Here is a 25,167-nt window from a genome sequence, read left to right as displayed (position 1 = left end):
GCCGCCATGGGCGCGGGGACGATTTCCGTTGCGGCAATCAGCAGACAACACAACAGGAACACCGACAAATGCATGTCACCCGTTTTCGCATGACTCGTGAGCGGTCGGAATCCTCCGGATTTAAGAGTGCATATAGGCACGACGTTCTCTTCCCGTCGAATGCTGAATGTCTTGAGAGGTACAACGCTACGGAGCAACGCCTTCGCGACGCATCAGGAGTTTCACTACAGTTTCGGCGGCGCACCGCAACGGCAGACGGTCGGGCCAGGTCAACTGGCGGGATCCTCGGGTAGGACGCTGGGCCCGGCCTGGGCCATGACGCGATAGAGCTCGATGCGAGAGTGGATGGCCAACTTACGGTAGATTCGAGAGAGGTTGACTTCGACTGTCTTTCGGGTGATGAACAGCATCGTGGCAATGTCGTGATTGTTCATTCCTGTTGCCGCCAATTCGGCGATGCGCCGTTCGGTGGGCGTCAGGCCGGGTGAGCGGGTTCGACCGGCGGTGCCGCGGTCCAGCTCGGCGCGGACTTGGCTGGCCCACAGTGGGGTCCCGACCTTCTCGAAGGTCTGTAAAGACTCGGCCAGCACTGCGGCCGCGGTCTGCCAATGACGCAGCCGACGTTCCAGTCGGCCGAGAACCAGAAGCGTTCGTGCCCGTTCGAAGGGCATTTCAATACGATCATGGTGAGCCAGCGCGGTGTTTGCGTACGTCACAGCCGTCGCAACATCTCCGCGCGCAGCCGACATCAGCGCCCGGCACCGCGCTCCGACGGCCAGCATCCACGCGCGATTCAACCGCGCCCCATTGCCTTCCAGGATCTCGATCAGCCGCTCGGCCTCGTCAAGGCGATCGAGGTGGATCAGGGCCTCGGCGGCGTCAGGCACGAAGCCGCAGGCGACGATCTCGGTGAAGCGCGGTGCGAGATGGACCATGGGTAGCAGCGGCTCGACCGCTGCCAACGCCTTCGCGTGATCACCGAGGGAGAGTTCCAGAAAGCCATGGGCGGTAATAGGCGTCGACAGCATGGTGACGTAGCCGCTTGCCCTACCGGCGGCAAGCGCGAGATCGATGTGACGGCGCGCGTCTTCAACACGACCCTGATAGCTCGCGACCACGGACTGCAACGACGACGCGATGAACTGGGCCGCGTCGCCGCCGAACTGGCAGGCGCGTCGCATGGCCTCGTTCGCGGTGTCGGCGGCACGCGGGAGGTTGCCAAGCCAGACGTCGAACATCACCGATTGAAAGGCGATGAAATCCATTTCGCCTTCTTCGCCATCGGCCTCGCACCGGTCTCTGATCTCCTCGAGAGATTCGCGGGCTTCCACTAGGTCGCCCGTCCAGCCGCGCAGCAAGGCGCTGTGCATACTGGGGCGCAGCGCTACCGGCACGGGCGTATCAAGGCGCTCCAGGTTGGCAGCGCGATGCAGATTTGCTACCGCGGCACCCTCGCCATTGAAGAAGCGCATCATCTCGCGCATGCCCAATGCCCGGCTGAGCCCCTCAGAAGGGCCTATCCGTTCGGCGAGCGTGGCCGCCTCTTCGGCGGTTGCCAGCGCCGCACCCGGTTGGCCGATGTTCAGCTGCGTGAATGCCAGGGTTGTCATGACGATCACGCGCAGCTCCGAATCGTCGGCACAGTCGGCCACTGCTTGGCGGCACAACTCCCAGGCGTCCAGGAAACTGTCGTCGTAGAGCCGCACCATGGCCAGCTGCTGCAATGCCTCGGCCCTTCGGGGGCCTGGTGTCAGATCAGCGATGGCCGCCTTGAGGACCTCGCCCGCGCGGTGTGAATCACCGGCGTCGAACAGGCACTGCGCCAACCGGATTCGCCGTTCTTCCGTGGTACCGCCAAATCCGATTGCCAGCTCCAACAGCTCAGCAGCGGCAGCGGCCGCTCCACGACCACGCGCGATCTCTGCGGCGTCGTCGAGGGCGTTCAGTGTTTCCGGTTCCCCGACAGGGTCGGCCAACGCAAGGTGACGGGCATGTAGTTCGGGCTGTGTGATGACCTCAGCAAGGCGCCGGTGCATGCGTCGCCGGGCGGGGGGCGTCGCTCCCATGTGTACGGCGTGAGCGAGCAGCGGGTGGGTGAAACGAATGCGGTTGCCCTCGATGGTGATGATCTGCTGCATCTCGGCCGTGTCGAGCATCTCTAGAAGATGTTGTGGTGCGAGGCCAATGACCTGGGAAACGACGCGTATGGTCGGGTCGGCGCTGCTGGCGATCGCCAGCAGCGCATCATCGACATCGCCTTCGATTCGGCTGATCCGGGAGTATGTCAACTCGCCGAGGCTGGCAGGAAGCCGCAGGTAGGCGGTGGGGTCGTTCGGATCGATTTCCCTGGCCAATTCCAGTGCGTAGAAGGGATTTCCGCCGGAAATCTGGTGGATGCGCAGCATCCTCGGCCGTGGTATGGGACTTCCCAGATGCGAGGTGAGCACATCTTGCAGCTCTCCTACCATTAACGGTGGCAAACTGATTCGCCGAACGGAATCCGGCCGGCTCAGCTCGAGCGACCCCGCGGGAGCGGATGACGTACCGCTGCGTGTGGTGCAGAGCCATGCCACTCGACCGGAAAGACGCCGCGCGGCGAAGGCCACCGCGGCCGCACTGGCGGGGTCGAGCCACTGTAAGTCATCGATGGCGACCATCACGGGCGACTCGTCGGCCAGCTTGTTGAGCACCGCAAGAAATGCGGCACCCACCGCACGTTGCTTGACCGCAGGAGAGACGATTTCGTCCTCATTGAGGATGGCCGCTGCGAGCCCGTGTCGCTGCGGCGAGGGCAGATCGGCCCAGAGATCGCGATCGACCTCACTCAACAGGTCGGCAAGGACGGCGTAGGCCAGGACCGATTCGGCCGCGCTCGCCCGTGCGGCCAAGACTCGGAACCCGTGTTGGCGAGCGCGTTGTAGCCCTTCCAGCCACAGCGTCGTCTTACCGATGCCCGGCTCGCCCTCGATGATCAGCCCCGTTGAGGCATCGGCCGCGTCGTTGAGCAACTCGGCGATGGCGCGGGTCTCGCGACTGCGGCCGACGAGCGAACTCACGAAAGGCGGCTTCCGCGTCTTCCCGTCGGGCCGGACCCGAACATTTTCATGCGCCCGCATCCGATCCTTGACGGTTGGAATGACAGTTCCCCCCGCAGAAAATCGTATAGGTTGGCAATGAGCCGCGCTGGCAATCGGCCATGGCCGCTGACAAATATGCGGCCGCCGCGACGACTACCGCGGCACCTGTGGCGCCACCTTACGAGCCAGATCCACTGCCGCAGCGTTGGCCTGATCCCCTAACAGTCGAAGTACCGCGACCTGAACGGTATTCGTGCGGTTACCTGCCGCGAACTCGACCGAGCCGCTGCTCATGTAGCGCATGCCGTCCGGCCCCGGCGTCGTTGGGTCGGGAAAGTTGGCGTCGGGGGCGGGAAGCGTGTTGTTGAGTGCGGTGCCGGCATTGCCGATCGTCAGCGAAACCGATTCGTCGTTAGACGGATTCGTCCATGTGCAGTCGCCCATGTCGGGCTCCGTGCCCGTCGAGACTCCGGCCACCGAAACTCCGAGCAGCGACGAGATGTCCTGCGGGGAGATCATCGAGCAGGCATCAATGCGCTTGGCCGACTGCGCCGAGCCGGACGCCGCGGCCGGCGACTGGCCGGTGCCGCTGGATCCGCACGCCGACGCCAGCGACACCAGCACGACGGTGAACAAGACGGCCAGGACGTTGCGTTGCTGCTGCATTGGTCCACGCTAAGCCCGCCACGGTCGGCTCGGAATCAGGGATATCACTACAGTTTCGCCGCGTCCCGGCTGTCACGCACCGGGCACTACCGAAGGTCGCGGGGCGGCGGCGGTAGTGGCCCACAGTATCCGGCGTGGCGTTGGGCGTCCTCTGCCGTCCCACACTCGTAGTGATTCCAGTCCTGATTTTCGCGTCGGGTATCGGGCGAGACACAAACCGCGTCCGAACGGTAGGCATCGCGCCACACGAACCCTTGCTGACAACTCTGTGGGCCGTATGCGCCGTTGGGATCGATCCGGCTCGCGGCGTCGGCGTTCTCTTGCGCGGTGCGGTCGCGGTCTCCCGGCCGGACACAGACCGTGTCGCCGGGATACGCCGCTCGCCAGACGAGGCCCGACGCACATGTCGGGTCGGGTACCGGGTGCGGATCCGCCCATGCCGGCACCGCACCGATGACGGTTGCCCATGCCGTCAGCGCAGCCAGGGGCAACGCCGGCATGTTGACGTTTCTTGCCACCACGACTCCTCGGGTCGTTACTGCCGCACGTAAGGCGGCTTCGACGGCGGACGGTCAAGCGGTATCGGCTGGCCGACATACCGCGCGGCGTCGTCGTCGGTTTCGACGTGAAGGTTGCCGGACCAGCCGCTCATAGCGCCGGTGTTGCAACCGCCGAGAACGCCGGTCATCTGCACTTCGACGTAGACATCTTCGGAATCGCCACGATTTTGGGCGAGCTCGACGGACTCTCCAGGCTGAACCACCGCATGATTGCCGGGCCAATCGTTGAAAAGTATCGCCGCATCACCGGGCGCGCAGGACGGAGGATTCCCGTCCGCGGTGAACTTCGCATACAGTGGCCCGTTCGTGTGAACCACGATGCCGGGATGCCCGAGGCACTGTTGGCTATAGGGCTTTGGGCAATCCATCGCCAGATGCTTGTCGAACACCTGGGCATTGGCCGGGCTCGCCAAAGCGAGCGCACTCCAGGCGGCCGCCGTGGCGAGCGCCGCCGTGTTGAGAAGAACCGCGCACCTGCGTCCGCCGCGGATACCTTTGCTGCTCTTGTCCATCGGGATTCCTTCCAGAGACGGTCGTCGACGCTGGTGAAGAGGCGAGGCCACAATATGTCGGCAATGTGACTGGTGCCATTGACTATTTGCCGGGCGGTTCCGTCGGCCGATCACAGGTGGCCGGTCACGGTCTGACTGGCCCGACCGATGGACATCCCCTGGCCGTTGTAGGTGGCTGTGCACTCCACCTCTGCTTCGTAGGTGTCTCCGAGGGGCGGGTACATCATGTCGGTGAGCGAACCGGTGCTGTTCGGGGAGATTTTGAGGCTCTCCTTGACTACTGCCGGCCCGATTCCGGCGGTTTTTGTTCCGGTGTAGTTGCACAGGGCGGGCAAGCCGGAATTGTTGGTGATATTGACGATCGCGTTGATACCACTCTTGGTGATGTTCATCGCTATGGCATCGTGCGGCGCGGCGCATTGCTGGCCGGCCGGAACAGTGGCCTCCACCGAGCCCGCCGGGCATTGCACCGGTGCGGCCTGAGCCGGTGCTGCCGGTGCAGCCGGTGCAGCGGGTGCTGCGGCGGGTGCTGCCGGTTTGGCCGGTGGGGTGTACTGGTAGTCCGACCATGCGCCACAGTCGTCCGACCCCACCGAATGCTTGCGGCAGCCCTGGACCGACAGTGTGAAAGCGTCGTTGCCGTTCTTGACGGTTTCTGTTGCGTCGCTGCCGCAGCCTTTGCTCAGTTCTACTTGGGGCCCGCCGTTGGACTTGAGGTGCACCACGTCCCCGGCCTCATCTTCGTGGACTCGCGGACACCCAGAGATGGTGCATATCGCTTCGGAACCGTTTTGCGTACAGGTCACGCTGTAGCCATTCGGCAAAGCGTCGGCCCGGGCGATGGGTGCCATCAACGGCACGGCGATCCCGAACAGCCAGGCCGCGGCGGCCACAATCGCGATCGGTGCAGGTGTTCGTCTTCTCATCACAGTTCCCTTTCCTCAAGTTCCGCGCGGACGATCTCGTCAGCCGGACAACTTCTGGCCGGCCTTACCGATGGGCCATGTCAGGCCCTCATAGATGACCGTGCAGTCCACCTCTGCGTCGTAGATGGTGAAGGGGGACGGCCAAAGCATGTCGGTGATCGAACTGGTGCTGTTCGGACCCACCTCGACCGTTCTGCTCACCGTTTGCGGCCCGAGGCCGACGACTTTTGTTGCGGTGTAAGCGCATTGGGCGGGTAGGCTGGATTTGTTGGTGATGGCCACATGCGCGTCTACGCCTTGCGGAGTGATGTACATCGCCACGTCGTCGTGTGGCGGGGCGCATGGCTGGCCGGCCGGGACGGTGGCTTCCACCGAGCCCGCCGGGCATTGCACCGGTGCTGCGCCCGGTACAGCGGGCGCTGCCACCGGCGCGGCCGGCGCGGCCGGGGCCGCCGATGGGAAGTACCGGTAGTCCGCCCATGCACCGCAGTCATCCGAACCCACGGGATGCTTGCGGCAGCCCTGGACCGACAGGGTGAACGGGCCGCTGACGCCTGCGACGATTGCAGTTGCGTCGTTGTTGCAGCCCTTGCTGAGCTCTTGTTGGTTCTGACCGTTGTACAAGGTGTGCACCACATCCCCGGCCTCGTCGTCGTGCACGCGCGGGCAACCCGAGATGTCGCAGGACACTTCGGTGCCGTTGGGCGAGCAGGTCACGCTGTACCCGTTGGACAACGTCTCGGCGCGAGCGGTCGGCGCCATCGACGGCGCAGCGTTGGTCCCGAACAGCCACGCTGCGGCGGCCAGGATCGACAACAGTGTCGATGTTCGTTTTCTCATGACTGCCCCCTGGCGAGCGGATCGTCCGTCAGCCGGTCACGGTCTGGCTAGCTTTGCCGACGGGCCACGGCGACCCCAGGTAGGTAATCGTGCAGATCGCCACTGCGTCGTAGGTGGTGAGGGGCGGTGGCCACAACATGTCGGTGATCGCGCCGGTGCTCTTCGGGCCGACGGCGATGGTTCTCGTGACTGTTTGCGGTCCGAGCCCGGCGGTTTTTGTTGCGGTGTAGGTGCAATCGGCGGGCAGACTGGAATTGTTGGTGATATCCACGGTCGCGTTCAAACCACTCTGGGTGATGGTCATCGCCACGTCATGGTCCGGCGGACTGCAGACCCCGCCGGCTGGAACGGTGGGCTCCACCGAGCCTGCCGGGCATTGCACCGGTGCGGCCTGAGCCTGAGCTGCGGGTGCTGATGAGCACGTCGAACCGGGCGGCAGTTTCTTCCCCGCGTCCGGCCCTGCCGTGCAAAGGACCGGCTCGGCTGCCGGGGCCGCTGCTTTCGCTGGTGGGGTGTACTTGTAGTCCGACCATGGGCCGCAATCATCCGAACCAACGGGATGCTTGCGGCAGCCCTGGACCCCCAAGGTGAACGGGCTGGCGCCAAACCCGGCGATGGTTCCAATTGCGGTGCCGTTGCAGTCTTTTTTGAGCTCTTGTTGGCCCTGGCCGTTGGTCAGCAGGTGCACCGCGTCCCCGGCCTCGTCGTCTTTCACGCGCGGGCAACCCGAGATGTTGCATATCACGTCGTTGCCGTTTTGCGTGCAGGTCACGTCGTAGCCATTGGGCAACGCGTCGGCACGGGCGGTCGGCGGGGCGATCCCGATCAGCCAGGCCGCGGCGCCCACCATCGCGATCAGTGTCAGTGTTCGTTTTCTCATGACAGTCCCTCGGTGCACGTGCGTGGCACCATTCGCTGCCCGACGGGCCCTGAGCCACACCTTTCGAATGTGCGAAGCGTATGGCCGGTTAGGGACGCCGACCAATAAGGGATCTGCCTACACTTTCGCCAATCCTGTGCCCAAGGGTTGCATCTGGAGCTCCGCCGCGGCGAACCTCATTTAAAGGACAGCGATAGGCCGAAATCGCTTGCGGCGTCGGTCCACCACCGGCGACGCCGCAGTCCCGCGGCGGCCAGCTCGTCGGCTACCTGCTCCGGCCGGAATTTGCAGGAGACCTCGGTCAGCATCTCCTCGCCGGCCGCGAAATCGACAGCCAGCTCCAGCGCACCGACCACGACGTGCTGGGCGCGGCGGGCCCGCAGCCACATCTCGATGCGCTGTTCCGCTGAATTCCAGCGCGCCACATGGGCGAACTCGTCCAGGTCGAAGTCGGCGTCGAGTTCGCGGTTCACCACTGCGAGCACGTTGCGGTTGAACGCCGCTGTCACCCCGGCCGCGTCGTCGTAGGCACGTACCAGCCTGCCGGTGTCTTTGACGAGGTCGGTGCCCAGCAGCAGGCCGTCACCGTGGTGCATGACGGCGGCAAGGTCGGCCAAGAATTCAGCACGCGGTCCCGGTGTCAGGTTGCCGATGGTCGATCCCAGGAACACGAACAGTCGCCTGCCGCCATCGGGGATCTCGGCGAGATGGTGCTCGAAGTCGCCGCAGACACCCTGCACTCGCACGCCGGGATAGTCACGAGCGATCGCCTCCCCCGCGGCCTCCAGCACCCCGGCGTCCACGTCGAACGGGATGAATCGGCGCAGCGCCCCGGCATCCTGCATCGCGTCCAGCAGCATCCGGGTCTTTTCCGAGGTGCCGCTGCCCAGTTCGACCAGAGTGTCCGCGCCCGACAGTGCCGCCACCTCGGCCGAGTGCGCTCGCAGAATCTCGGCCTCGGCGCGGGTGGGGTAATACTCGGGCAGCCGGGTGATCCGGTCGAACAACTCGCTGCCGACATCGTCGTAGAACCACTTGGGCGGCAAGGATTTCGGATCCTGCGCAAGTCCGTACCGGACGTCGGCCCGCAGTGCGGATCGAGCCGCATCGGCCGCCAGGTGATTGGCTATGGATACCGTCATCGGATGGAGTCCAAGGCGGTGACACGGACCTCGCCGTCATGCGCGTCCACCAAGTGCCGGTCCGGGATGTCCACCCAGCGCGGGTCGTCGTCGTAGGGTTCGCTGGCCAGCACCACACCATCGGCCCCGTGCAACATCGACAAGGTATCCCCCCAGGTCGTGGCCAACATCCGAGAACCGTTGGCGGTCAGAATGTTCAGCCGGGCTTGCGGATCGGCGGCACCGATCTCGGCGACCACCTCACCCAACGATTCCACCCCGCGGGCGAAGATCGCCGCGGCCAGGATCGCGCTGTCACAGACCGATTCCGCCTCCGCGGTGGTGGGCAACGCCGCGCGGTTCACCACGCCGTTGTGCGACAGCAACCAGGCGCCGTCGGTGAACGGCGCGGTGGCGCTGGCTTCGATGGGCATACCGACGGTCGCCGAGCGCACCGCGGCCACCACGCAGTGGCTGGCGAGCACCGGCGCGACCGAGGCGAAGGACACGTCGCCCCACAACGGTGCCGCGCTGCGCCACCGTCGCGGCACCCCGCCCCGGGAGGCATCGAAAAACCCTGCGCCCCAACCGTCGGCGTTGAGCAACCCATGCTGCTGCCGGCGTGGTGCGTAGGACTGCACCAGCAGGCCCTGCGGCGGTTCCAGCATCAACTCCGCCAGCGACCGCGTCCTACCCAGCCAGCCCAGGTGCCGGCACATCAGGCGTCCCAGGCCAGTCGCACACCGGCGAAGATCTGCCGCCGGTAAGGGTGGTCCCAATTGCGGAAGCTCGGCCGCAGGATCTCGGGGGCGACCGCCCACGACCCGCCGCGCAGCACCCGGTAGTCGCCGCCGAAGAACGGCTCCGAATAGCGTTGGTAGATCATCGGGGCAAAGCCCGGCCACGGTTGCAGGGGCGAACTCGTCCACTCCCAGACATCGCCCAGCAGTTGTTGCGCACCGTACGCCGACGCCCCGCCCGGGTAGGCCCCGACCGGAGCCGGACGCAGCGCCGCACCGCCGAGGTTGGCCAGCTCGCCCGAGGGATCCGTTGCACCCCAGGGATACCGGCGTCGCGCCCCGATGTCCGGATCCCACGCGCAGGCCTTCTCCCATTCGGTCTCGGTGGGCAGCCGGGCCCCGGCCCATGCCGCGTAGGCCTGCGCCTCGAAGTAGCTGACGTGCTGCACCGGTTCGTCGTCGGGCAGGTCCTCGGTGTGACCGAACCGGACCCGGGATCGATGGTCCGGACCCCAGAACTGCGGCGCCGTCAACCCGGCCTGCACACAGTGACGCCAACCCCGTTCGCTCCACCACTGAGGTTGCCGGTAGCCGCCGTCGTCGACGAACGCCCGCCATTCACGGTTGGTCACCGGCACCCGGCCGATCCGAAACGCCGCCAGATCGACGCGGTGCGCGGGACGCTCGTTGTCGAGCGAGAAGGGTTCATCCGTCGGGTCGACGCCGAGCACGAATTCACCGCCCGGTACCAGCACCGAGGTTCCCGCCAGGTCGGGCCGGCCGGCGGGCAGGCCGCCACCCGCGCCGAGCAGGGGTGGGCCGGCACGCAGGTTCAGCGCTTGCAGCATGGTCTCGTCGTGCTGGTGTTCGTGACTGAGCACCAGGCCGAACACGAAGCCGTCCGAGAAGTCGCCGGGCAACGACTCCAACTTGTCGAAAACCTTGGAACGTACGGTGGCGCAATACTTCCGGGCCTGTTCGGGCGCCAACAGTGGCAGGTCGACGCGGCTGGCCCGTGCGTGGGTGAAGGCGTCGTAGAGGCCCTCGACATCCGCCGGGAGCAGGCCGGGCCGGGCCGGGTCCCCGTCCCGCAACAGCCACAGCTCCTCCTGCTGACCGATATGGGCCAGGTCCCATACCAGCGGGCTCATCAGCGGGTCGTACTGGCGGTGCAGCTCCGCGTCGTCGAAATCGACGAGCGCCAGCGTGCGCCGCCGCGCCCGGGTCAGGTCGCGGGCCAATATTTCGGCTGTGGTCATAACTGTCTGCGCGCCATTCGGACCACCATCGCCTTAGCGCCGGTCCGGGTCACTTCGTCGGTGACGTCATCGGCCGGGCAGCGGCCCCGTTCGACCATGCCGACCAGCCGATCCATCCCCTCGCGCAGGGATGCCGGGGCACGGTCAGCGACCAGCCCAACGCAGCGCTCGGCGGCCGCCTGCAGCCGCGGGTCGGCCAGGCCGATCCGGGCGGCGACGTCCCAGGCGGTCGCGACGGGTGCGACGGCTTCGGCGGCGCTGTCGGCGGCGACCGGGTCGTCGAGCAGGGCCGCCAGGGTGAACACCAGTGCCGGCCAGAGGGTGTCGTCGACGCTGTCGAGGTAGCGGATCTCCAGCCAGCCGCGCGGGCGGACCGGGGGAAACAGTGTGGTCAGGTGGTAGTCGAGGTCTTCGATGCCGGCGCGGCGGCCGCCGAGACGCACCCGTCCGTCGGCCCAGTCGGCGAACGGCACGTAGCGGCTGACCGGAATCGCTTCGGGAGTGTGCACCAGCATGACCGGCGCTTTGAGCGCGTACCGCGCCCAGTCGGTGGCGGGATCGGTGCCGTCCAGGCCCAGTACGGGACCGCAGCGCGCCGAGTCCAGCCGGCTCCAGACGCGCTGGCGGGTGGAGCGCCAGCCGGAGAATTCCCCGGCCAGCAACGGGGAGTTCGCGGCGATCGCCACCATCGTCGGACCCAGCGCGTGGGCCAGCCGGACCCGGTCGGCCCAACCGGAACGCGGACCGGCATCCAGATTGAGCTGGACCGACGCCGTCGACGTCATCATCGCCGCGCCGGCCGAGCCGGTGTGGCTGGCGGCGAAGAACTGCTCCATCGCCGCGTAGCGCTCGCCGGGGTTGATCCGCTCGGTGGGCCGCAGCGGGTCAGCGCCCAGCTGCACCAGACCCAGCCCGGCGTCGGCGAACGCCGCGCGCAGCACCGCCTGATCGGCGGCCATCGCTTCGATCGCGGCGGGGGCACCGGTCAGCGGCGGGCCGGAAAGCTCCACAGCACCGCCGGGCTCGAGTGTGACGACGCTGCGGCCCGGCAACGCCGGCAGGGATTGCAGCACGTCACCGATCTCGGCCCAGCCGGGGCGACGGTGCGGGTCGCCCGGGTCGAAACAGTGCGCCTCGATCTCCAGGCCCACCCGGCCGTGCGGGCCATCGGTGAGGCAGCGTCCGGTGATGTAGTCGGCGGCGTCGGACGCACCGGACAGTTCGGGGCCGCCCAGGCAAGCCTCATCTCCGCGGGACAGTTGCGTCGCCGCGGCGAACCCCATATCAACCCCTCCGCCCGTTGATCTTCCCGACGCTACCGGAGACGGGCGACAAGAGAACCGGTGATTACTGACCCAGGGAGTTCTGCATCGCGCCTGCCAGCACGTTCACCGCCGGGCCGGCGTTGCCGGACTGACAGACCTTGGCCTGCAACAAGACGTTCGCCCGCAGTCGGGTCTGGTTGAAACAGCGCCGGTCGGTGCCGGCCTCCTGCTTGGTCCAGGCGGCGTCCGTTCCCGTGGCCGGCCCGCCGCCGAATGCCCAGACCTGGGTGGCTCCGTTGTCCAGATGCATCGCGGTGGTGCGGCCCGAGCAGCCGACCGTCCGGTCGACGACCCGGTGAAAGGCCGCGGCGGCAGCCTCATTGGTGGCGAACACCCCCACCGCCTGCTTGACGAAGTGCCCCTGATCGGTGGCCGAGGTCTGCGTGAGGGCGCTGTTGAACGACGCCAGATCCGGATCGTTGTAGACCTCGGGCAGGCCGATGTCGGCCCAGTTGTTGCAGGCCGGGTCGTCGACCCAGAATGCCTGGAACGGCTCGCCGGAGACCGCTTCGAAGCCCATCGGTGCGCCGACGATGTTGCCGACCGATCCCTTGGGCAGCACCGCGTAAGAGACCACGCCCGGTTCGGAGGGCCCGGCTGCGGCGACCGGGGCGACGACCGCTGCGCCGGCAGCGGCCAGTCCCAGTCCCGCCAGCAGGGTCGCGGCGGCCCGCCGGCCGTCAGGCAAGGTTGGCCCGCACCCCGGCCTCCACCGCGCGCCCCAGATCGGGGTCGATGTTGCGCCAGTAGTCGAATACCCGGGACAGCACCGGCTCGGTGACGCCGGCCGACACATGACCAATAATATTGGAAGCCAACCGTTTCCGTGCATCATCATCGAGGACGTCGCGGACCAGGGTGCGGGCCTGGCTGAAGTCGTCGTCGTCTTCGCGCAGCGTGTAAGCGGCACGCACCATGTCTCCGTCGGCGTGCCAGCGCACTTCCGCGGCACGAGCCGGGTCGGCCTTGGGGCCGCCCATCGAGTTCGGCGCATACACCGGGTCCGTCGCGTTGACGAACCGCATGGCGCCGTCCTTGGAGTAGCTGTGCACGTCGACTTTCGGTGCGTTGACCGGCAATTGGCTGTAGTTGGTCCCGATCCGGGCGCGGTGCGCGTCGGCATACGAGAAACCTCGAGCCAGCAGCATCTTGTCCGGACTCAAGCCGGTGCCGGGCACCATGTTGTTGGGCTGGAACGCCGCCTGCTCGATCTCACTGTGATAGTCGCTGACATTGCGGTCCAGGGTCAGCTTGCCGACGTCGATCAGCGGGTAGTCGGCGTGCGGCCATACCTTGGTGAGGTCAAACGGGTTGTAGCGGTAGGTCTTCGCCTCCTCGAACGGCATGATCTGCATCTTCAGCGTCCAACTCGGGTATTCGCCGCGCTCGATCGCCTCATACAGGTCCCGCTGGTGATAGTCGGCATCGACACCGGCCAACCGGTCGGCCTCCTCCTGCGTGAGGAAATCCACGCCCTGGTCGCTGATGAAGTGGTACTTCACCCAGAAGATCTCACCGGCGGCGTTGATCCAGCTGTAGGTGTGGCTGGAATAGCCGTTCATGTGGCGCCAGTTCTTCGGAATACCCCGATCCCCCATCAGCCAGGTGACCTGGTGGGCCGACTCCGGCGTGAGGCTCCAGAAGTCCCACTGCATGTTGTGGTCGCGCAGGTTGTTGGCCGCGCGACGCTTCTGGGAGCGGATGAAGTGTTGGAACTTCAGCGGGTCACGCATGAAGAAGACCGGGGTGTTGTTGCCCACCAGGTCGAAGTTGCCCTCAGAGGTGTAGAACTTCGTCGCGAAACCTCGCGGGTCCCGCCAGGTGTCTGGGCTGCCCCGCTCACCCGCGACGGTGGAGAACCTCGTCAGTGTCTGCGTCTTGGCGCCCGGCGCAAACACCGCGGCCCTGGTGTACCGGGTGACGTCCGCGGTGACCTCGAAGTGCCCGAATGCCCCACCACCCTTGGCGTGCGGCTGACGTTCCGGGGTGCGCTCCCGGTTGAACATCGCCATCTGCTCGATCAGATAGTGGTCCTGCAGCAGGATGGGGCCATCCGGGCCGATCGTCAGCGATTCGCCGTCGCTGGGCGCCGGGATGCCGGCATCGGTCGTGGTGTAGTGCTCGGTCATCTGCTTGTCTCCTCTTGTGCTCAAGAGCTTGTGACTCAAAGCGTTTGACTCAAACCGCCGGCGAGTGTGCGGTTACCTACGCCTGAGATGACAGGTCGCGCAGCAAACCGCCACACTCGGCAGCTCTGACAAGAATCAGCGGTGCGGCGGAGCCGACGGCGGGGGCGGTGGCGGTGCGGGCGGACCACCGGGGCCGCCGGGACCGTTACCGGGGCCGGCCGGCCGGAAACCCGGCCACTCCGGTTCCGCACCGGGACCTGCGGGCCCAAAGCCGGGGCCGCCGGGCCCGAACCCGGGGCCCATCGGGGGACCGTGATGCATCATGCACGGTCCGTGGTGACGATGCCCGAACCAGCCGCCGCCGCTGAGGTAGGCACCGGTGCCGAAGATGACGGTGGCGACGAAGACGGTTCCGGCGATGATCACCACCCAGGCCGCGGCTTGGTAGAGCCGGTTCGGCGGTGGTGGCGGAGGAGGCGGTGGGGTGGGGACTGGCGGCTCGCTCATACCGATCAATCATGCCCCAGAACGACGCCGGCCGCCGCCCTTCGGGAGGGGCGGCGGCCGGTTGCTCGTGGCCGGACCGGGTTACCGGCCGGGTGGGGGCGGCGGGGACTGGGTGCTCACCGAGGGCGGCAGCTCACCGGGTCCCCGCTGGTCCGGGCCAGGTCCCATCGGCCCCGGTCCGCGGTGGTGGCCCTTGTGGAACATCGCGTGCTGGCCGTGATGCCCGTGATGTCCGTGGCAGTGGTGTCCGCCCGGGCCGCCGCGGCTGACCCAGACGCCGGCGAAGAAGATCGACGAGACGATGAAGACGATTCCGGCGACGATCGCGACCCAGGCCGCGAGCCGATAGAGCCAGTAGGGCTTGGGCTCACCCGGCGGTGCGGGTGGGGTGGTTGTGGTGTCAGGTGTTTCGCTCATGTAAGGCATCTTGCCGGGGCCAACACCAGGTACCGCTAGGTCTTGGCTATGCAGGAGCTATGAGCCCGCGCGTCCCGGCCACCCTAGAAATAACGTCAGAAAGTCCAGGGAAAACCCTGTATCCCCACCGCGCCTCTCGCTCCTAGCATCGGTCCTATCACCAGCCACCAGGGCTGGGAGCAGCAGGGGAAGGCACGACAATGGGGAATCTGAAACGTGTGGGCAGCCTTAGCGTGTTGGCGGCCGGGTTGGGCATCGGTGCCGCTCTGGCGGCGACGCCGGGGGTCGCTTTCGCCGGGACGTCGCCGGTTGACGGCGGCGCGGGGGCACTGGGGGTCGCCGGGGCGCTGGCGGCGGCGGACATCGGCGATGCCGCCGCCACGGTGGGCACGGCGGCCGCGGTATCGCTGCCGACCGTCCCCGACGGCTTCGGCAACTTCGCCATTTCGATCAGCGGGGTCGACCTGGTGAGCCTGGGCACCGCGTCCGCGTCGTCAAGCCTCGGCAACTTCGCGATCGCCTATGGCGCCTACTCCGACGCCAACGCGATGAGCGGCTTCTTCAACTACGCCTCCGCCGAGGGCGACCACAGCGTGGCCGTGGTCGGGGACACCGGATGGTTCAACTACGCCTCGGCGGTGGGCGATCACTCCAGCGCCGCGGCGGCCTGGGGCAACGGCAACGTGGCCACCGCGACCGGCGACTACGCCGTCGCCTTCGCGGGCGCCTCGGTCTCTCCAGGTGTCTACGACAGCCACTACAACACCGCCACCGCCGAAGGCTTGCACGCCATCGCCTACTCCGGCTGGGACGGCAGCAGCAACAACACCGCGAGCGCCATCGGCGACTACATCCAGGACTACTCCCCGGAGGGCAACCCGTTCAACCCGGGCGATGCCACGGACTTCTGGGCCGACCTGTGGCACCTGTTCAGCTGACCGACCAGGGCTTGAACGGGTTCACCGCGAACTGGATCACTCGATAGGGCGCGCGGTCTCGCGGCTGGGTGTTCCATTGGCTGACGAACACCCGCAGCTCGTCCAGCGTCGATCCCGGTGAGATGTAGCCGCCGTAGGGCTGGGCCAGCCGGTTGTCGAACGGCGAGGGCAGGGTCTCGACGGGCACCGGCGGATCCGGCCACTCGGCGTGCTGCACCACCGTGGTCACCGGCGCGGTCCCCAACCCGGTCGGTTCGTAGGCCACCCGCACTTCCATGTTGCCGGTGGTGCCGTTGAAGTAGGACAGCACCGGCTTGCCGTCGATCTGGCGCAGGCTGAGTTCACCGATCTGGTCGTTCCACAGCGGCGTGGGCGCGTGTCCCCAACCCGCGGTGGCCGACCAGCCCTGCCAGGCCGACCGGTCGGTGAACTTGGCCGGGGCGACCCGGTACAGCGTCACCGAAGCGCTGCGGTCAAAGTTGTTGGCCACGATGTACACCCAGCCGGTGGCCGAGTCCGGCGTCGGAACCGGGTCGTAGTAGCCGCTGATCTGGGACTGACCGTGATCCTGGTAGGAGGCGGGCCGCACCGATCCCGGCACCGTCTGCCAACCCGGTTGCGCCGGATCGGCTTTCACCAACCGTGAGCTTTGCGGCACCAGCATCTTGGCGGTGGTCACCATCAGATAGTTGGTCCGGTTGATCGAGACGATCCCGGCCGGCAGCTGCGTGCAACCGGGCGGCGCAGGGTCGGCCAGCAGCGGCTTGTCCACCCCGAGCACCCCGGTGTAGCGCACCCCCTCGGAGTCGTCGACCGAATCGGGGTCGGCGCGCAGCGCGATCGGCGAATACCAGCCGCCGTACCCGACGCCCTGGCCGGCGAAGCTGTCCCCGCAGATCTGCAGTACCGCGGTGGGGAACTCCATGAACTCGCACAGGTCGGTGGCGCCGATACCGTAATCGCCGGTGGGCGTTCCGGTTCCGGCGTTGGGGCCGATCCGGACCACTTGGCCTTCGGCCAGCGGCCACAGCACCGGACGTGGGACGGGCGCGGGCGGCTCGGCATGCGCGACCCACGGGCCGGTCATCAACGCCACCATGGCCATGCACCCCGCCGAGCGTGTATTCAGCCCGAAAAATCGTGGAAACTTTCGGGCTGAGTGCACGTTCGGCGCCTTGGCAGGGCCGCGTCAGGACCCGGAAGATGCAGCCAGCAGCTCGGCGATCTGAATCGTGTTGAGCGCCGCGCCTTTACGCAGGTTGTCCCCGGAGACGAACAGCGCCAGGCCACGCCCGTCGGGAGCACCCGGGTCAACCCGGATCCGGCCCACCAGCGAGTCGTCGGCGCCGGCGGCAGCCAGCGGGGTCGGCACGTCGGTCAGCGTCACACCGGGGGCGTCGGCCAGCAGCTCGGCGGCCCGCTGCGGAGACAGCGGCCGGGCGAACTCGGCGTTGATCGACAGCGAGTGCCCGGTGAACACCGGCACCCGAACGCAGGTGCCGCTCACCAAAAGCTCTGGGATACCGAGGATCTTGCGGCTCTCGAACCGCAGCTTCTGGTCTTCATCCGTCTCACCCGAACCGTCGTCGACCAGCGAGCCGGCCAGCGCGATCACGTTGAACGCGATGGGCGCGACGTACTTGTCCGGTGCCGGGAAGTCCACCGCGCCACCGTCGTGCACCAGTTGCTCGGCGCCGTCGGCGACGGCACGGATCTGGGTGGCCAGCTCCTGCACGCCGGCCAGGCCGCTGCCCGAGACCGCCTGGTAGGTCGACACGATCAGCCGGGTCAGGCCGGCCTCGTCGTGCAGCGGCTTGAGCACCGGCATCGCCGCCATGGTGGTGCAGTTCGGGTTGGCAATGATGCCCTTGGCCAACTTCTTTCCGCGCACGTCGCGATCGAAGTTCACCTCGGAGACCACCAGCGGAATGTCCGGGTCCTTGCGCCACGCCGACGAGTTGTCGATCACGGTGACCCCGGCGGCGGCGAACCGCGGCGCCTGCACCCGCGACATCGTCGCCCCGGCCGAGAACACCGCGATGTCCAGCCCGGACGGGTCAGCGGTCTCGGCGTCCTCGACCTCGATCTCGGCACCGCGGAACGCCAACTTGCGCCCCGCCGAGCGCGCCGAGGCGAAAAACCGGACCTCGTCGGCGGGAAAGTTGCGTTCCTCCAACAGGGTGCGCATCACCTGGCCGACCTGACCGGTCGCACCGACTACACCGATGGCAACCATGTCAGCGTCCCGTCCCGCCGTAGACCGTGGCCGCCTCGTCGCTGCCGAGGCCGAACGCCTCGTGCAGCGAAACGACGGCCTTGTCCAGATCATCTTCGGCGCACAGCACCGAGATTCGAATCTCGGAGGTGGAGATCAGGTCGATGTTGACCCCGTTGTCGGCCAGCGTCTCGCAGAAGGTGGCCGTAACGCCCGGGTGGCTACGCATCCCGGCGCCGATCAGCGACACCTTGCCCACCTTGGCGTCGTAGAGGACCTCGGTGAAGCCGATCTCGCCCTTGAGCGACTCCAGCTTGGCCACCGCGGCCGGCCCGTTGTCGCGCGGGCAGGTGAAGGTGATGTCGGTCTTGCCGTCCTCGATCTTCGAGACGTTCTGCAACACCATGTCGATGTTGATGTCGGCGTCGGCGACGGCGCGGAAGATCTTGGCCGCGTAACCGGGCAGGTCGGGGATGCCGACCACGGTCACCTTGGCTTCGCTGCGGTCGTGTGCGACTCCGGTCAGGATGGCGTCTTCCATGGGGATGTCCTTGATCGATCCGGAAACGATGGTGCCGGGCTTGTCCGAGTAGGAGGACCGGACGTGGATGGGCAGGTGGTAGCGGCGGGCGTACTCCACGCAGCGCAGCATGAGCACCTTGGCGCCGCACGCGGCCAGTTCGAGCATCTCCTCGAAGGTGACGGTGTCCAGGCGCTTGGCGTTGGGCACGATGCGCGGGTCGGCGCTGAAGATGCCGTCGACGTCGGTGTAGATCTCGCAGACGTCGGCCTTCAGCGCGGCGGCCAGCGCGACCGCGGTGGTGTCCGAGCCGCCGCGGCCCAAGGTGGTGACGTCCTTGGTGTCCTGGCTGACGCCCTGGAAGCCGGCGACCAGCACCACCTGGTCTTCGCCGAGCGCGGCCTGCAGCCGGCCCGGGGTGACGTCGATGATCTTGGCCTTGCCGTGCGCACCGGTGGTGATGACGCCGGCCTGCGACCCGGTGAACGAGCGGGCATTGCAGCCCAGCTCCTCGACGGCCATCGCGACCAGGGCATTGGAGATCCGCTCCCCGGCGGTCAGCAACATGTCCAGTTCGCGGGCCGGCGGAGCAGAACAGACCTGCTGCGCGAGATCCAGCAGGTCATCGGTGGTGTCGCCCATCGCCGAGCAGACCACCACCACCTCGTTACCAGCTCTTTTGGTCTCGACGATGCGCTCGGCGACCCGGCGGACCCGGTCGGCGTCGGCCACCGACGATCCGCCGTATTTCTGCACGACGAGCGCCACGGTCGTCCTTTCGGAGTCTGGGAATGCAGACAACAGGATACGTGGGCCCACTCGGCGACGATGCGGCCGTGCTGGCGTACCAGGTGACGATACTGGCCACCCCGGTACAAGCTAACGGGATACCGGAAAACGCGATGGCACGCGTTTCCCGGGTCGGGGAACAGCAGCCCGGGGTGCCGGGCACAGCTCAGCTGCCTAGGTGGTGAAAGCGTCGGCAGGACCCCACAGCTGAAAATCGCCGAACGGGGTGATGAGCAGATCCGCTCCGCCAACGTCGGTCAGCGGAGTTTCCAGCCATTCGTTCTCCCAACCGCCACCGAAGTTCATCAGGTCGACGGTAAAGCCATCCATCGCGAGGATGTCGTTGGTGAAGAATACGGAGGCGGTGTGAGTGTCCAGGCCATTCAGGGTGGTGTTGTAATCGATGGACTGCGTGTCGACGTCGTACGGGTGCCACACTTCGGTGCCGCTGACCACCGCCGGGGAGTATGGGGCGTTGCCCGCCACCTGAGAGGGATGCAAGGTGGACGGGTCCGGCACGAAATAGATCTCGTCAGCCCATGCCACACCGACCGGCAGGAAGCCGGCAGTCAGCAGCGCACCGGCGGCCGCACCCAGCGCTGGGACTATCCGGTGTTGAGTGGTACGCATGCTTCCCCCTAATGTTTCTCTGGGTTTTCCCTGAGAGCTAGGACGTTTTTATCGACCGCTCTCCCGGCGGGTCAACACCTCGTTCCGCTCAGTGGAACGGCCCGTGGTCCGCCCGAGCATCGCGACCGTTTGCCCGAGAGTTTGGCGCCCGGCCGGTAGGCGCTACACTGGCCGACGTGCTGCGCGCGCTCCTGCTCGGACGCCGCGACGGGGTCTGACCAGGACCGGCCTCCCGTCGCGGGTTTCGTCGATGCGCCGGTCTGAGTCCCCTGGACAAGCCCTGACAAGCCGGAGCGAACATCGTGACCACCTTTTCCAGCCCTGACGACTTCGCGTCGGGCCGCAGCATCACCAAACCCGCCGGGCCGCGAGGCCCCGGACAGCCCGCCTGGAACCCCCAGCGCGGCTCGGCCATGCCGGTCAACCGTTACCGCAGCTTCGCCGACGAGGTCGAACCCGTCACGCTGCCCGACCGCACCTGGCCGGACCGCGTCATAGAACGCGCCCCGCTGTGGTGTGCGGTGGACCTGCGCGACGGCAACCAGGCGCTGATCGACCCGATGAGCCCGGCCCGCAAACGCCGGATGTTCGACCTGCTGGTTTCTATGGGCTACAAGGAGATCGAGGTCGGCTTCCCGTCGGCCAGCCAGACCGACTTCGACTTCGTCCGCGAGATCATCACCGACGGCGCCGTGCCCGACGACGTCACCCTGCAGGTGCTGACCCAGTGCCGTGACGAGCTGATCGAGCGCACCTTCGAGGCCTGCGCGGGCGCCAAGAACGTGATCGTGCACTTCTACAACTCCACGTCGGTGCTGCAGCGCCGGGTGGTGTTCCGCGCCGACCAGGCAGCGGTGCAGGCCATCGCGGTGGCCGGGGCGCGCAAGTGCCTGGAAGAGCAGGCCAAGTACCCGGGCGCCCGGTGGCGCTACGAGTACTCGCCGGAGTCCTACACCGGAACCGAACTGGAGTACGCCAAGGCGGTCTGCGATGCCGTCGGCGACGTCATAGCGCCGACGCCGGACAACCCGATCATCTTCAACCTGCCGGCCACCGTGGAGATGGCCACCCCGAACGTCTACGCCGACTCGATCGAGTGGATGAGCCGCAACCTGAAGCGCCGCGACTCGGTGATCCTGAGCCTGCACCCGCACAACGATCGCGGCACCGCGGTCGCCGCCGCGGAGCTCGGCTATCAGGCCGGCGCCGACCGGATCGAGGGCTGCCTGTTCGGCAACGGCGAACGCACCGGCAACGTCTGCCTGGTGACGCTGGGCCTGAACCTGTTCTCACGCGGCGTGGACCCGCAGATCGACTTCTCCAACATCGACGAGATCCGCCGCACCGTCGAGTACTGCAACCAGCTGAACGTGCCCGAGCGTCACCCCTACGGCGGCGACCTGGTCTACACGGCGTTCTCCGGCAGCCACCAGGACGCCATCAACAAGGGCCTGGACCAGATGAAGATCGACGCGGACGCCGCCGACTCCGACGTCGACGACATGCTCTGGCAGGTGCCGTACCTGCCGATCGACCCCCGCGACGTGGGGCGCACCTACGAGGCGGTGATCCGGGTCAACTCGCAGTCCGGCAAGGGCGGCGTGGCGTATGTGATGAAGACCGACCACGGCCTGGTGCTGCCGCGCCGGCTGCAGATCGAGTTCTCGCGAGTGATCCAGCAACTGACCGACGGGGAGGGCGGCGAGGTCACGCCGAAGGAGATGTGGGACGCCTTCGCCGACGAGTACCTGAACCCGATCCGGCCGCTGGAGCGGATGCACCAGAAGCTGCTCGCCGCCGAGACCGACGACGGCACCGACCGTATCGAGGCAGTGGTCAAGGTCGACGGTGTGGAGACCGAGATCACCGGGGCCGGCAACGGCCCGCTGGCCGCGTTCGTCGACGCACTGAGCCAGGTCGGTGTGCAGGTGCACGTGCTGGACTACTCCGAGCACGCGATGAGTGCCGGTGAAGAGGCCCAGGCCGCGGCGTACGTGGAAGCGCAGATCGGTGACACGGTCGTCTGGGGCGTCGGGATCGCGCCGTCGATCACCACCGCGTCGCTGCGGGCGGTGGTCTCCGCGGTGAACCGGGCGGCCCGGCTCGGCTGACGCGACTACGGGGGGGCAGGTATGACGCGAGTGACGCGATGTCCGGGGATGACAACCCGCTGCTGAGGACTGCCGCCGAACGGATGGCATTCCTGGAGTTCGGCAGGCCGAGCGTTGCGGGCGTCTCCGACCTGGTTGTCGCTTCGTGGGAGCGCAGCCGGGATGCCGGTGTGGATGTCGTCCGCCCGATCAGCACGTTCACCGATGAGATCGACACCGATTCGCTGTTGGCGCGCTGCGCGCGACCAGTGCTGGACCAGCTGGGCAACGACACCTCCGCCGCCAACCTGCCCCTGGCCGTCGGCCTGACCGACCGCAGGGTGCGGGTCGTCCACCGGATCGATTCCTCGTCGACGGCCACGCACCTGTTCGACCGAGTCCAGTACGCGCCGGGATTCGACTTCTCGGAGGCGGCCGTCGGCACCAACGGCGCCGGCACCGTCTTCGAGTCGGGCCAAGCCGTCAGCATCGTCGGCCCGGAGCATTACAGCGAAAGCCTGGAGGGCTTCGCCGCCAGCGGCGCCCCGATCCTCGACCCCGTCACCGGACGCGTCGAGGGCGTCGTGGCAATCGCCACGTTGACCCAGGCGTGGAATCCCGTCATGCACATTCTGGTCAAGAACGCCGCGAAAGAGATCAGCCGCAACCTGCTGCTCGACCGCAGCCAGACCCAGCAGGCCGTCTTCGACGCCTACTTACGGGTGACGGCCCGGTCGGCCCGGGCGGCGGTCTTCGCCTTCGGCGCCGCGCTGTTGATCGCCAGCCCAGCCGCCCAGCAGATGTTCGATGCCGGCGAACAACAGGTGCTCCGCGACCACGCGACTTTCCTGCTGGCCCGCAGAGAACGCGCCAGCGACACCCTCGTGCTGCCGGGCAGCCAACGCCTGGTGCGCATCCGCGGGACCCGTGTCTTCGCGGGCACGGAGATCGCCGGCATGCTGGTGATCGCCGAACCGGCGACGTCTCGGCGCGCCGGATCGGTAGGGGCATCCGCCGAGCCCGGCGTGCTTCCGCTCGGACTGACCACGTTGTTCGGCTCACACGAATCGCTGGCCGGCGGTCGCTCTCCGGCGTGGGTGCGAGCCTGCGACGAGCTACGGGCGGCGCTGGAGAACCAAACTCCGGTGCTGCTGGTCGGCGAGCCCGGGGTGGGTAAGTTCACCCTGGCGACGCAGCTTTTTCAGTCGGTCTATCCGGGCGCGCGCAGCGTCACGGTCGACGCCGAACAGCTTGCGACGCAAGGCATCGCCGGCCCGCTGCCGGACGATCCGGGCGGGCCCACGTTGCATATCGCGCGGGACATCGACCGGGCAGACACGGCCGGCGTCGAAGCGCTGAACGCCTATTTCGCTGCGGTCGAATCGCTCGACTCACCCGGATGGATGGTCGCCACGGTGTCGCAGGATCCGTCCGGCTCGACGCCGGCGTTCGATGCGCTACTGGGCCACTTTCATGCCGCGATCACCGTGCCGCCGCTGCGATACCGCACCGATGATCTGCCGGGCATCACCGCCGCCCTGCTGCGCGGGATCGCACCGGAACGCAAGGTGCGGCTCAGTCCGGCGGCGCACCGGCTCGTCGGCCGACATTCCTGGCCCGGCAACATCGCTCAGCTACGGGAAGCCCTGGTGCATGCCCTTCGCCAACGCCAGATCGGTGAGATCGCCGACACCGACCTGCCCGGGTACTGCCAGAGCGTCGCCCGCCGCGCCTTGACTCAGCTCGAAGTCATCGAACGAGACGCGATCGTCGCGGCCCTACGACAGGCAGGCGACAACCGGGCCGCCGCCGCCGCGCAACTGGGCATGTCGCGGTCGAGCCTGTACCGGAAGCTGAAGACCTACGGGATCACCACGTAGTCGTCGATCCCGTCCGGGACCGCCATCCAATCGGTCACTTCACGGATGTACTGGCCGATCTGGCGCAACGAGCGGGTGGCCTCCGGCACCATCGAGCCGGCGATCTGGAACACGTGCATCTGGCCCGGCCACACGCGCAGCTGGACCGGAACGCCCACCCCGGCCAAGCTGTCCGCAACGAGCTTGGCGTCCTGCAACATGGCCTCGGAGCCGGACACGTGGATCAGGGTGGGGCACAACCCGGATTCGATGTGGTCAAGCGGTTCGAAGATCTCCTCCGGTGTGCCGTCCACGCTGCGCCGTCTGGCGGCGTGGGTGACCAGGTCGACCAGCGCGTCGAAGGCCCTGGCCGGGAACATCACATCGGTGCCGATGTTGGGGTGCGCACGCCGGGACGCCTTGGCGATCTGCGCCAGCGGCGACATGCAGACCAGGGCCGCGGGTTGTTCCGCCTCATCGAGGAGCCGTTGGGCCAGCGCCAAAGCCAGGTAGCCGCCGGCGGAGTCACCGGCCAACACGATCTGGTCCGGCGCGTAACCCTGGCTCCGCAGCCACTGGTAGCCCTCATAGCAGTCGTCGACCGCGGCGCCTACCGAGTGCTTGGGGATCTTCCGGTAGTTGACCGCCAATGCGGGGCTGTCCGCGTACTTCGACAGCGTGGTGATCAGCCGGTGGTGGGTGTTGACTCCGCACGTCATGAAAGCACCGCCGTGCAGGTACAGCACGACGCGCCCGGTGCCGTCCGCCGGCAGCACGCCGGCGGCGCGGACCAGCCGTGCCGTACAGCGCGACAACCGGACCGTGTGGTGAACGCTGCCCGGGGCGGAGGGGACGACCCGGGCAGCGTGGTCCACCAGGCCCCACGGCCATGGCGCCTTCGGCAGCTGACTGCCGATCGCCAAGATGGGCCAGATGCTCAGTCGGGCGGCGAGCCCGACAAGTTGGCCGGCGAGGCTGGGACCGTTCTCCATGACCTCGTCCGGCATCGAGGAATACCGCCGCCGAGCCGGGGTCGACGCGCCTCGACGGGCCCGGCCCCGCAGCGGGGTCACGTCGGCGGTTGCCCGGTCTTCACGTACAGCGGTGGTCATCGCGGGACGGCCGATGACCGCAAATGTTTCATCACGGTTAACAGCATGGCGTTAT

Annotated in this window: 22 protein-coding genes; 3 read left to right on the top strand and 19 right to left on the bottom strand. The window is 67.4% G+C overall.

The features are described from left to right. Positions 1–269: 269 nt before the first annotated feature. The 14 genes from ABW16_RS14045 to ABW16_RS27245 form a co-directional block, all read right to left on the bottom strand. Positions 270–3,056, bottom strand: a complete 2,787-nt coding sequence (locus tag ABW16_RS14045; RefSeq protein ID WP_052956913.1) for an AAA family ATPase — start codon at positions 3,054–3,056, stop codon at positions 270–272. A gap of 174 nt (positions 3,057–3,230) precedes the next feature. Next, a complete protein-coding gene (locus ABW16_RS14040; protein WP_047319802.1) occupies positions 3,231–3,743 on the bottom strand; it encodes a hypothetical protein in 513 nt (170 codons plus the stop codon). 535 nt (positions 3,744–4,278) lie between these two features. Then, the gene (locus tag ABW16_RS14035) at positions 4,279–4,815 is read right to left on the bottom strand and encodes a hypothetical protein (RefSeq protein WP_200900662.1); all 537 of its coding nucleotides are present in this window, start codon (positions 4,813–4,815) and stop codon (positions 4,279–4,281) included. Between the two features lie 110 nt (positions 4,816–4,925). Further along, positions 4,926–5,741: a hypothetical protein gene (locus ABW16_RS14030; RefSeq protein ID WP_131721502.1), complete on the bottom strand. Its 816-nt coding sequence runs from the start codon at positions 5,739–5,741 to the stop codon at positions 4,926–4,928. 39 nt (positions 5,742–5,780) lie between these two features. Continuing rightward, the gene (locus ABW16_RS14025) at positions 5,781–6,581 is read right to left on the bottom strand and encodes a hypothetical protein (RefSeq protein WP_131721501.1); all 801 of its coding nucleotides are present in this window, start codon (positions 6,579–6,581) and stop codon (positions 5,781–5,783) included. 28 nt (positions 6,582–6,609) lie between these two features. Further along, a complete protein-coding gene (locus tag ABW16_RS14020) occupies positions 6,610–7,461 on the bottom strand; it encodes a hypothetical protein (protein ID WP_131721500.1) in 852 nt (283 codons plus the stop codon). Between the two features lie 176 nt (positions 7,462–7,637). Further along, positions 7,638–8,603 (bottom strand): L-histidine N(alpha)-methyltransferase, encoded by a 966-nt coding sequence (egtD, locus tag ABW16_RS14015; RefSeq protein ID WP_047319798.1) that lies wholly within the window; start codon positions 8,601–8,603, stop codon positions 7,638–7,640. Then, complete coding sequence (egtC, locus tag ABW16_RS14010) at positions 8,600–9,301, bottom strand: ergothioneine biosynthesis protein EgtC (RefSeq protein WP_047319797.1); 702 nt, start codon at positions 9,299–9,301, stop codon at positions 8,600–8,602. Before egtC ends, egtD begins: the two co-directional genes overlap by 4 nt. Beyond that, positions 9,301–10,581: an ergothioneine biosynthesis protein EgtB gene (egtB, locus tag ABW16_RS14005; protein ID WP_047319796.1), complete on the bottom strand. Its 1,281-nt coding sequence runs from the start codon at positions 10,579–10,581 to the stop codon at positions 9,301–9,303. The genes egtC and egtB overlap by 1 nt, the downstream gene beginning before the upstream one ends. Next, positions 10,578–11,864, bottom strand: a complete 1,287-nt coding sequence (egtA, locus tag ABW16_RS14000) for an ergothioneine biosynthesis glutamate--cysteine ligase EgtA (RefSeq protein WP_047319795.1) — start codon at positions 11,862–11,864, stop codon at positions 10,578–10,580. The genes egtB and egtA overlap by 4 nt, the downstream gene beginning before the upstream one ends. A gap of 64 nt (positions 11,865–11,928) precedes the next feature. Continuing rightward, complete coding sequence (locus ABW16_RS13995; protein ID WP_047319794.1) at positions 11,929–12,594, bottom strand: sensor domain-containing protein; 666 nt, start codon at positions 12,592–12,594, stop codon at positions 11,929–11,931. After that, positions 12,587–14,035, bottom strand: a complete 1,449-nt coding sequence (locus ABW16_RS13990) for a catalase (protein WP_047319793.1) — start codon at positions 14,033–14,035, stop codon at positions 12,587–12,589. Before ABW16_RS13990 ends, ABW16_RS13995 begins: the two co-directional genes overlap by 8 nt. Before the next feature lie 135 nt (positions 14,036–14,170). Next, positions 14,171–14,542 (bottom strand): hypothetical protein, encoded by a 372-nt coding sequence (locus tag ABW16_RS13985; protein ID WP_047319792.1) that lies wholly within the window; start codon positions 14,540–14,542, stop codon positions 14,171–14,173. Positions 14,543–14,623: 81 nt separating this feature from the next. Beyond that, complete coding sequence (locus tag ABW16_RS27245) at positions 14,624–14,959, bottom strand: hypothetical protein (protein ID WP_047319791.1); 336 nt, start codon at positions 14,957–14,959, stop codon at positions 14,624–14,626. Positions 14,960–15,177: 218 nt separating this feature from the next. Here ABW16_RS27245 and ABW16_RS13975 point away from each other — a divergent pair, with 218 nt between their 5' ends. Further along, positions 15,178–15,897, top strand: coding sequence for a hypothetical protein (locus ABW16_RS13975; RefSeq protein WP_131721499.1), 720 nt, complete (start codon positions 15,178–15,180; stop codon positions 15,895–15,897). Here ABW16_RS13975 and ABW16_RS13970 read toward each other — a convergent pair. The 4 genes from ABW16_RS13970 to ABW16_RS13955 form a co-directional block, all read right to left on the bottom strand. Then, complete coding sequence (locus ABW16_RS13970; protein ID WP_047319789.1) at positions 15,890–17,002, bottom strand: DUF4185 domain-containing protein; 1,113 nt, start codon at positions 17,000–17,002, stop codon at positions 15,890–15,892. The genes ABW16_RS13975 and ABW16_RS13970 overlap by 8 nt on opposite strands. Positions 17,003–17,086: 84 nt before the next feature. Further along, positions 17,087–18,133, bottom strand: coding sequence for an aspartate-semialdehyde dehydrogenase (locus ABW16_RS13965; protein ID WP_047319788.1), 1,047 nt, complete (start codon positions 18,131–18,133; stop codon positions 17,087–17,089). 1 nt (position 18,134) lies between these two features. Further along, entirely contained in the window at positions 18,135–19,400 is a 1,266-nt protein-coding gene (locus ABW16_RS13960) for an aspartate kinase (protein ID WP_047319787.1), read from the bottom strand. A gap of 195 nt (positions 19,401–19,595) precedes the next feature. Beyond that, positions 19,596–20,051: a hypothetical protein gene (locus ABW16_RS13955; protein ID WP_047319786.1), complete on the bottom strand. Its 456-nt coding sequence runs from the start codon at positions 20,049–20,051 to the stop codon at positions 19,596–19,598. A gap of 302 nt (positions 20,052–20,353) precedes the next feature. Here ABW16_RS13955 and leuA point away from each other — a divergent pair, with 302 nt between their 5' ends. Next, on the top strand, positions 20,354–22,162 hold the full coding sequence (leuA, locus tag ABW16_RS13950; protein ID WP_047319785.1) for a 2-isopropylmalate synthase: 1,809 nt from the start codon (positions 20,354–20,356) through the stop codon (positions 22,160–22,162). Positions 22,163–22,200: 38 nt separating this feature from the next. Further along, positions 22,201–24,021, top strand: a complete 1,821-nt coding sequence (locus ABW16_RS13945; protein WP_047319784.1) for a sigma-54-dependent Fis family transcriptional regulator — start codon at positions 22,201–22,203, stop codon at positions 24,019–24,021. Here ABW16_RS13945 and ABW16_RS13940 read toward each other — a convergent pair. Beyond that, entirely contained in the window at positions 24,003–25,112 is a 1,110-nt protein-coding gene (locus ABW16_RS13940) for an alpha/beta hydrolase fold domain-containing protein (protein ID WP_082134115.1), read from the bottom strand. The genes ABW16_RS13945 and ABW16_RS13940 overlap by 19 nt on opposite strands. Positions 25,113–25,167: the final 55 nt, after the last annotated feature.

The sequence above is a fragment of the Mycolicibacter heraklionensis genome, assembly GCF_001021505.1.
Lineage (GTDB): Bacteria > Actinomycetota > Actinomycetes > Mycobacteriales > Mycobacteriaceae > Mycobacterium > Mycobacterium heraklionense.
The sequence above is the reverse complement of the archived record's forward strand: the minus strand, read 5'-3'. Positions and strand labels throughout refer to the sequence as shown.

Coding starts and splice junctions, on each gene's coding strand:
- ABW16_RS14040 (WP_047319802.1), bottom strand. CDS start 3,743: ATGCAGCAGCAACGCAACGTCCTGGCCGTCTTGTTCACCGTCGTGCTG.
- ABW16_RS14035 (WP_200900662.1), bottom strand. CDS start 4,815: ATGGACAAGAGCAGCAAAGGTATCCGCGGCGGACGCAGGTGCGCGGTT.
- ABW16_RS14030 (WP_131721502.1), bottom strand. CDS start 5,741: ATGAGAAGACGAACACCTGCACCGATCGCGATTGTGGCCGCCGCGGCC.
- ABW16_RS14025 (WP_131721501.1), bottom strand. CDS start 6,581: ATGAGAAAACGAACATCGACACTGTTGTCGATCCTGGCCGCCGCAGCG.
- ABW16_RS14020 (WP_131721500.1), bottom strand. CDS start 7,461: ATGAGAAAACGAACACTGACACTGATCGCGATGGTGGGCGCCGCGGCC.
- egtD (WP_047319798.1), bottom strand. CDS start 8,603: ATGACGGTATCCATAGCCAATCACCTGGCGGCCGATGCGGCTCGATCC.
- egtC (WP_047319797.1), bottom strand. CDS start 9,301: ATGTGCCGGCACCTGGGCTGGCTGGGTAGGACGCGGTCGCTGGCGGAG.
- egtB (WP_047319796.1), bottom strand. CDS start 10,581: ATGACCACAGCCGAAATATTGGCCCGCGACCTGACCCGGGCGCGGCGG.
- egtA (WP_047319795.1), bottom strand. CDS start 11,864: ATGGGGTTCGCCGCGGCGACGCAACTGTCCCGCGGAGATGAGGCTTGC.
- ABW16_RS13990 (WP_047319793.1), bottom strand. CDS start 14,035: ATGACCGAGCACTACACCACGACCGATGCCGGCATCCCGGCGCCCAGC.
- ABW16_RS13985 (WP_047319792.1), bottom strand. CDS start 14,542: ATGAGCGAGCCGCCAGTCCCCACCCCACCGCCTCCTCCGCCACCACCG.
- ABW16_RS27245 (WP_047319791.1), bottom strand. CDS start 14,959: ATGAGCGAAACACCTGACACCACAACCACCCCACCCGCACCGCCGGGT.
- ABW16_RS13970 (WP_047319789.1), bottom strand. CDS start 17,002: ATGGCCATGGTGGCGTTGATGACCGGCCCGTGGGTCGCGCATGCCGAG.
- ABW16_RS13965 (WP_047319788.1), bottom strand. CDS start 18,133: ATGGTTGCCATCGGTGTAGTCGGTGCGACCGGTCAGGTCGGCCAGGTG.
- ABW16_RS13955 (WP_047319786.1), bottom strand. CDS start 20,051: ATGCGTACCACTCAACACCGGATAGTCCCAGCGCTGGGTGCGGCCGCC.
- ABW16_RS13945 (WP_047319784.1), top strand. CDS start 22,201: ATGTCCGGGGATGACAACCCGCTGCTGAGGACTGCCGCCGAACGGATG.
- ABW16_RS13940 (WP_082134115.1), bottom strand. CDS start 25,112: ATGACCACCGCTGTACGTGAAGACCGGGCAACCGCCGACGTGACCCCG.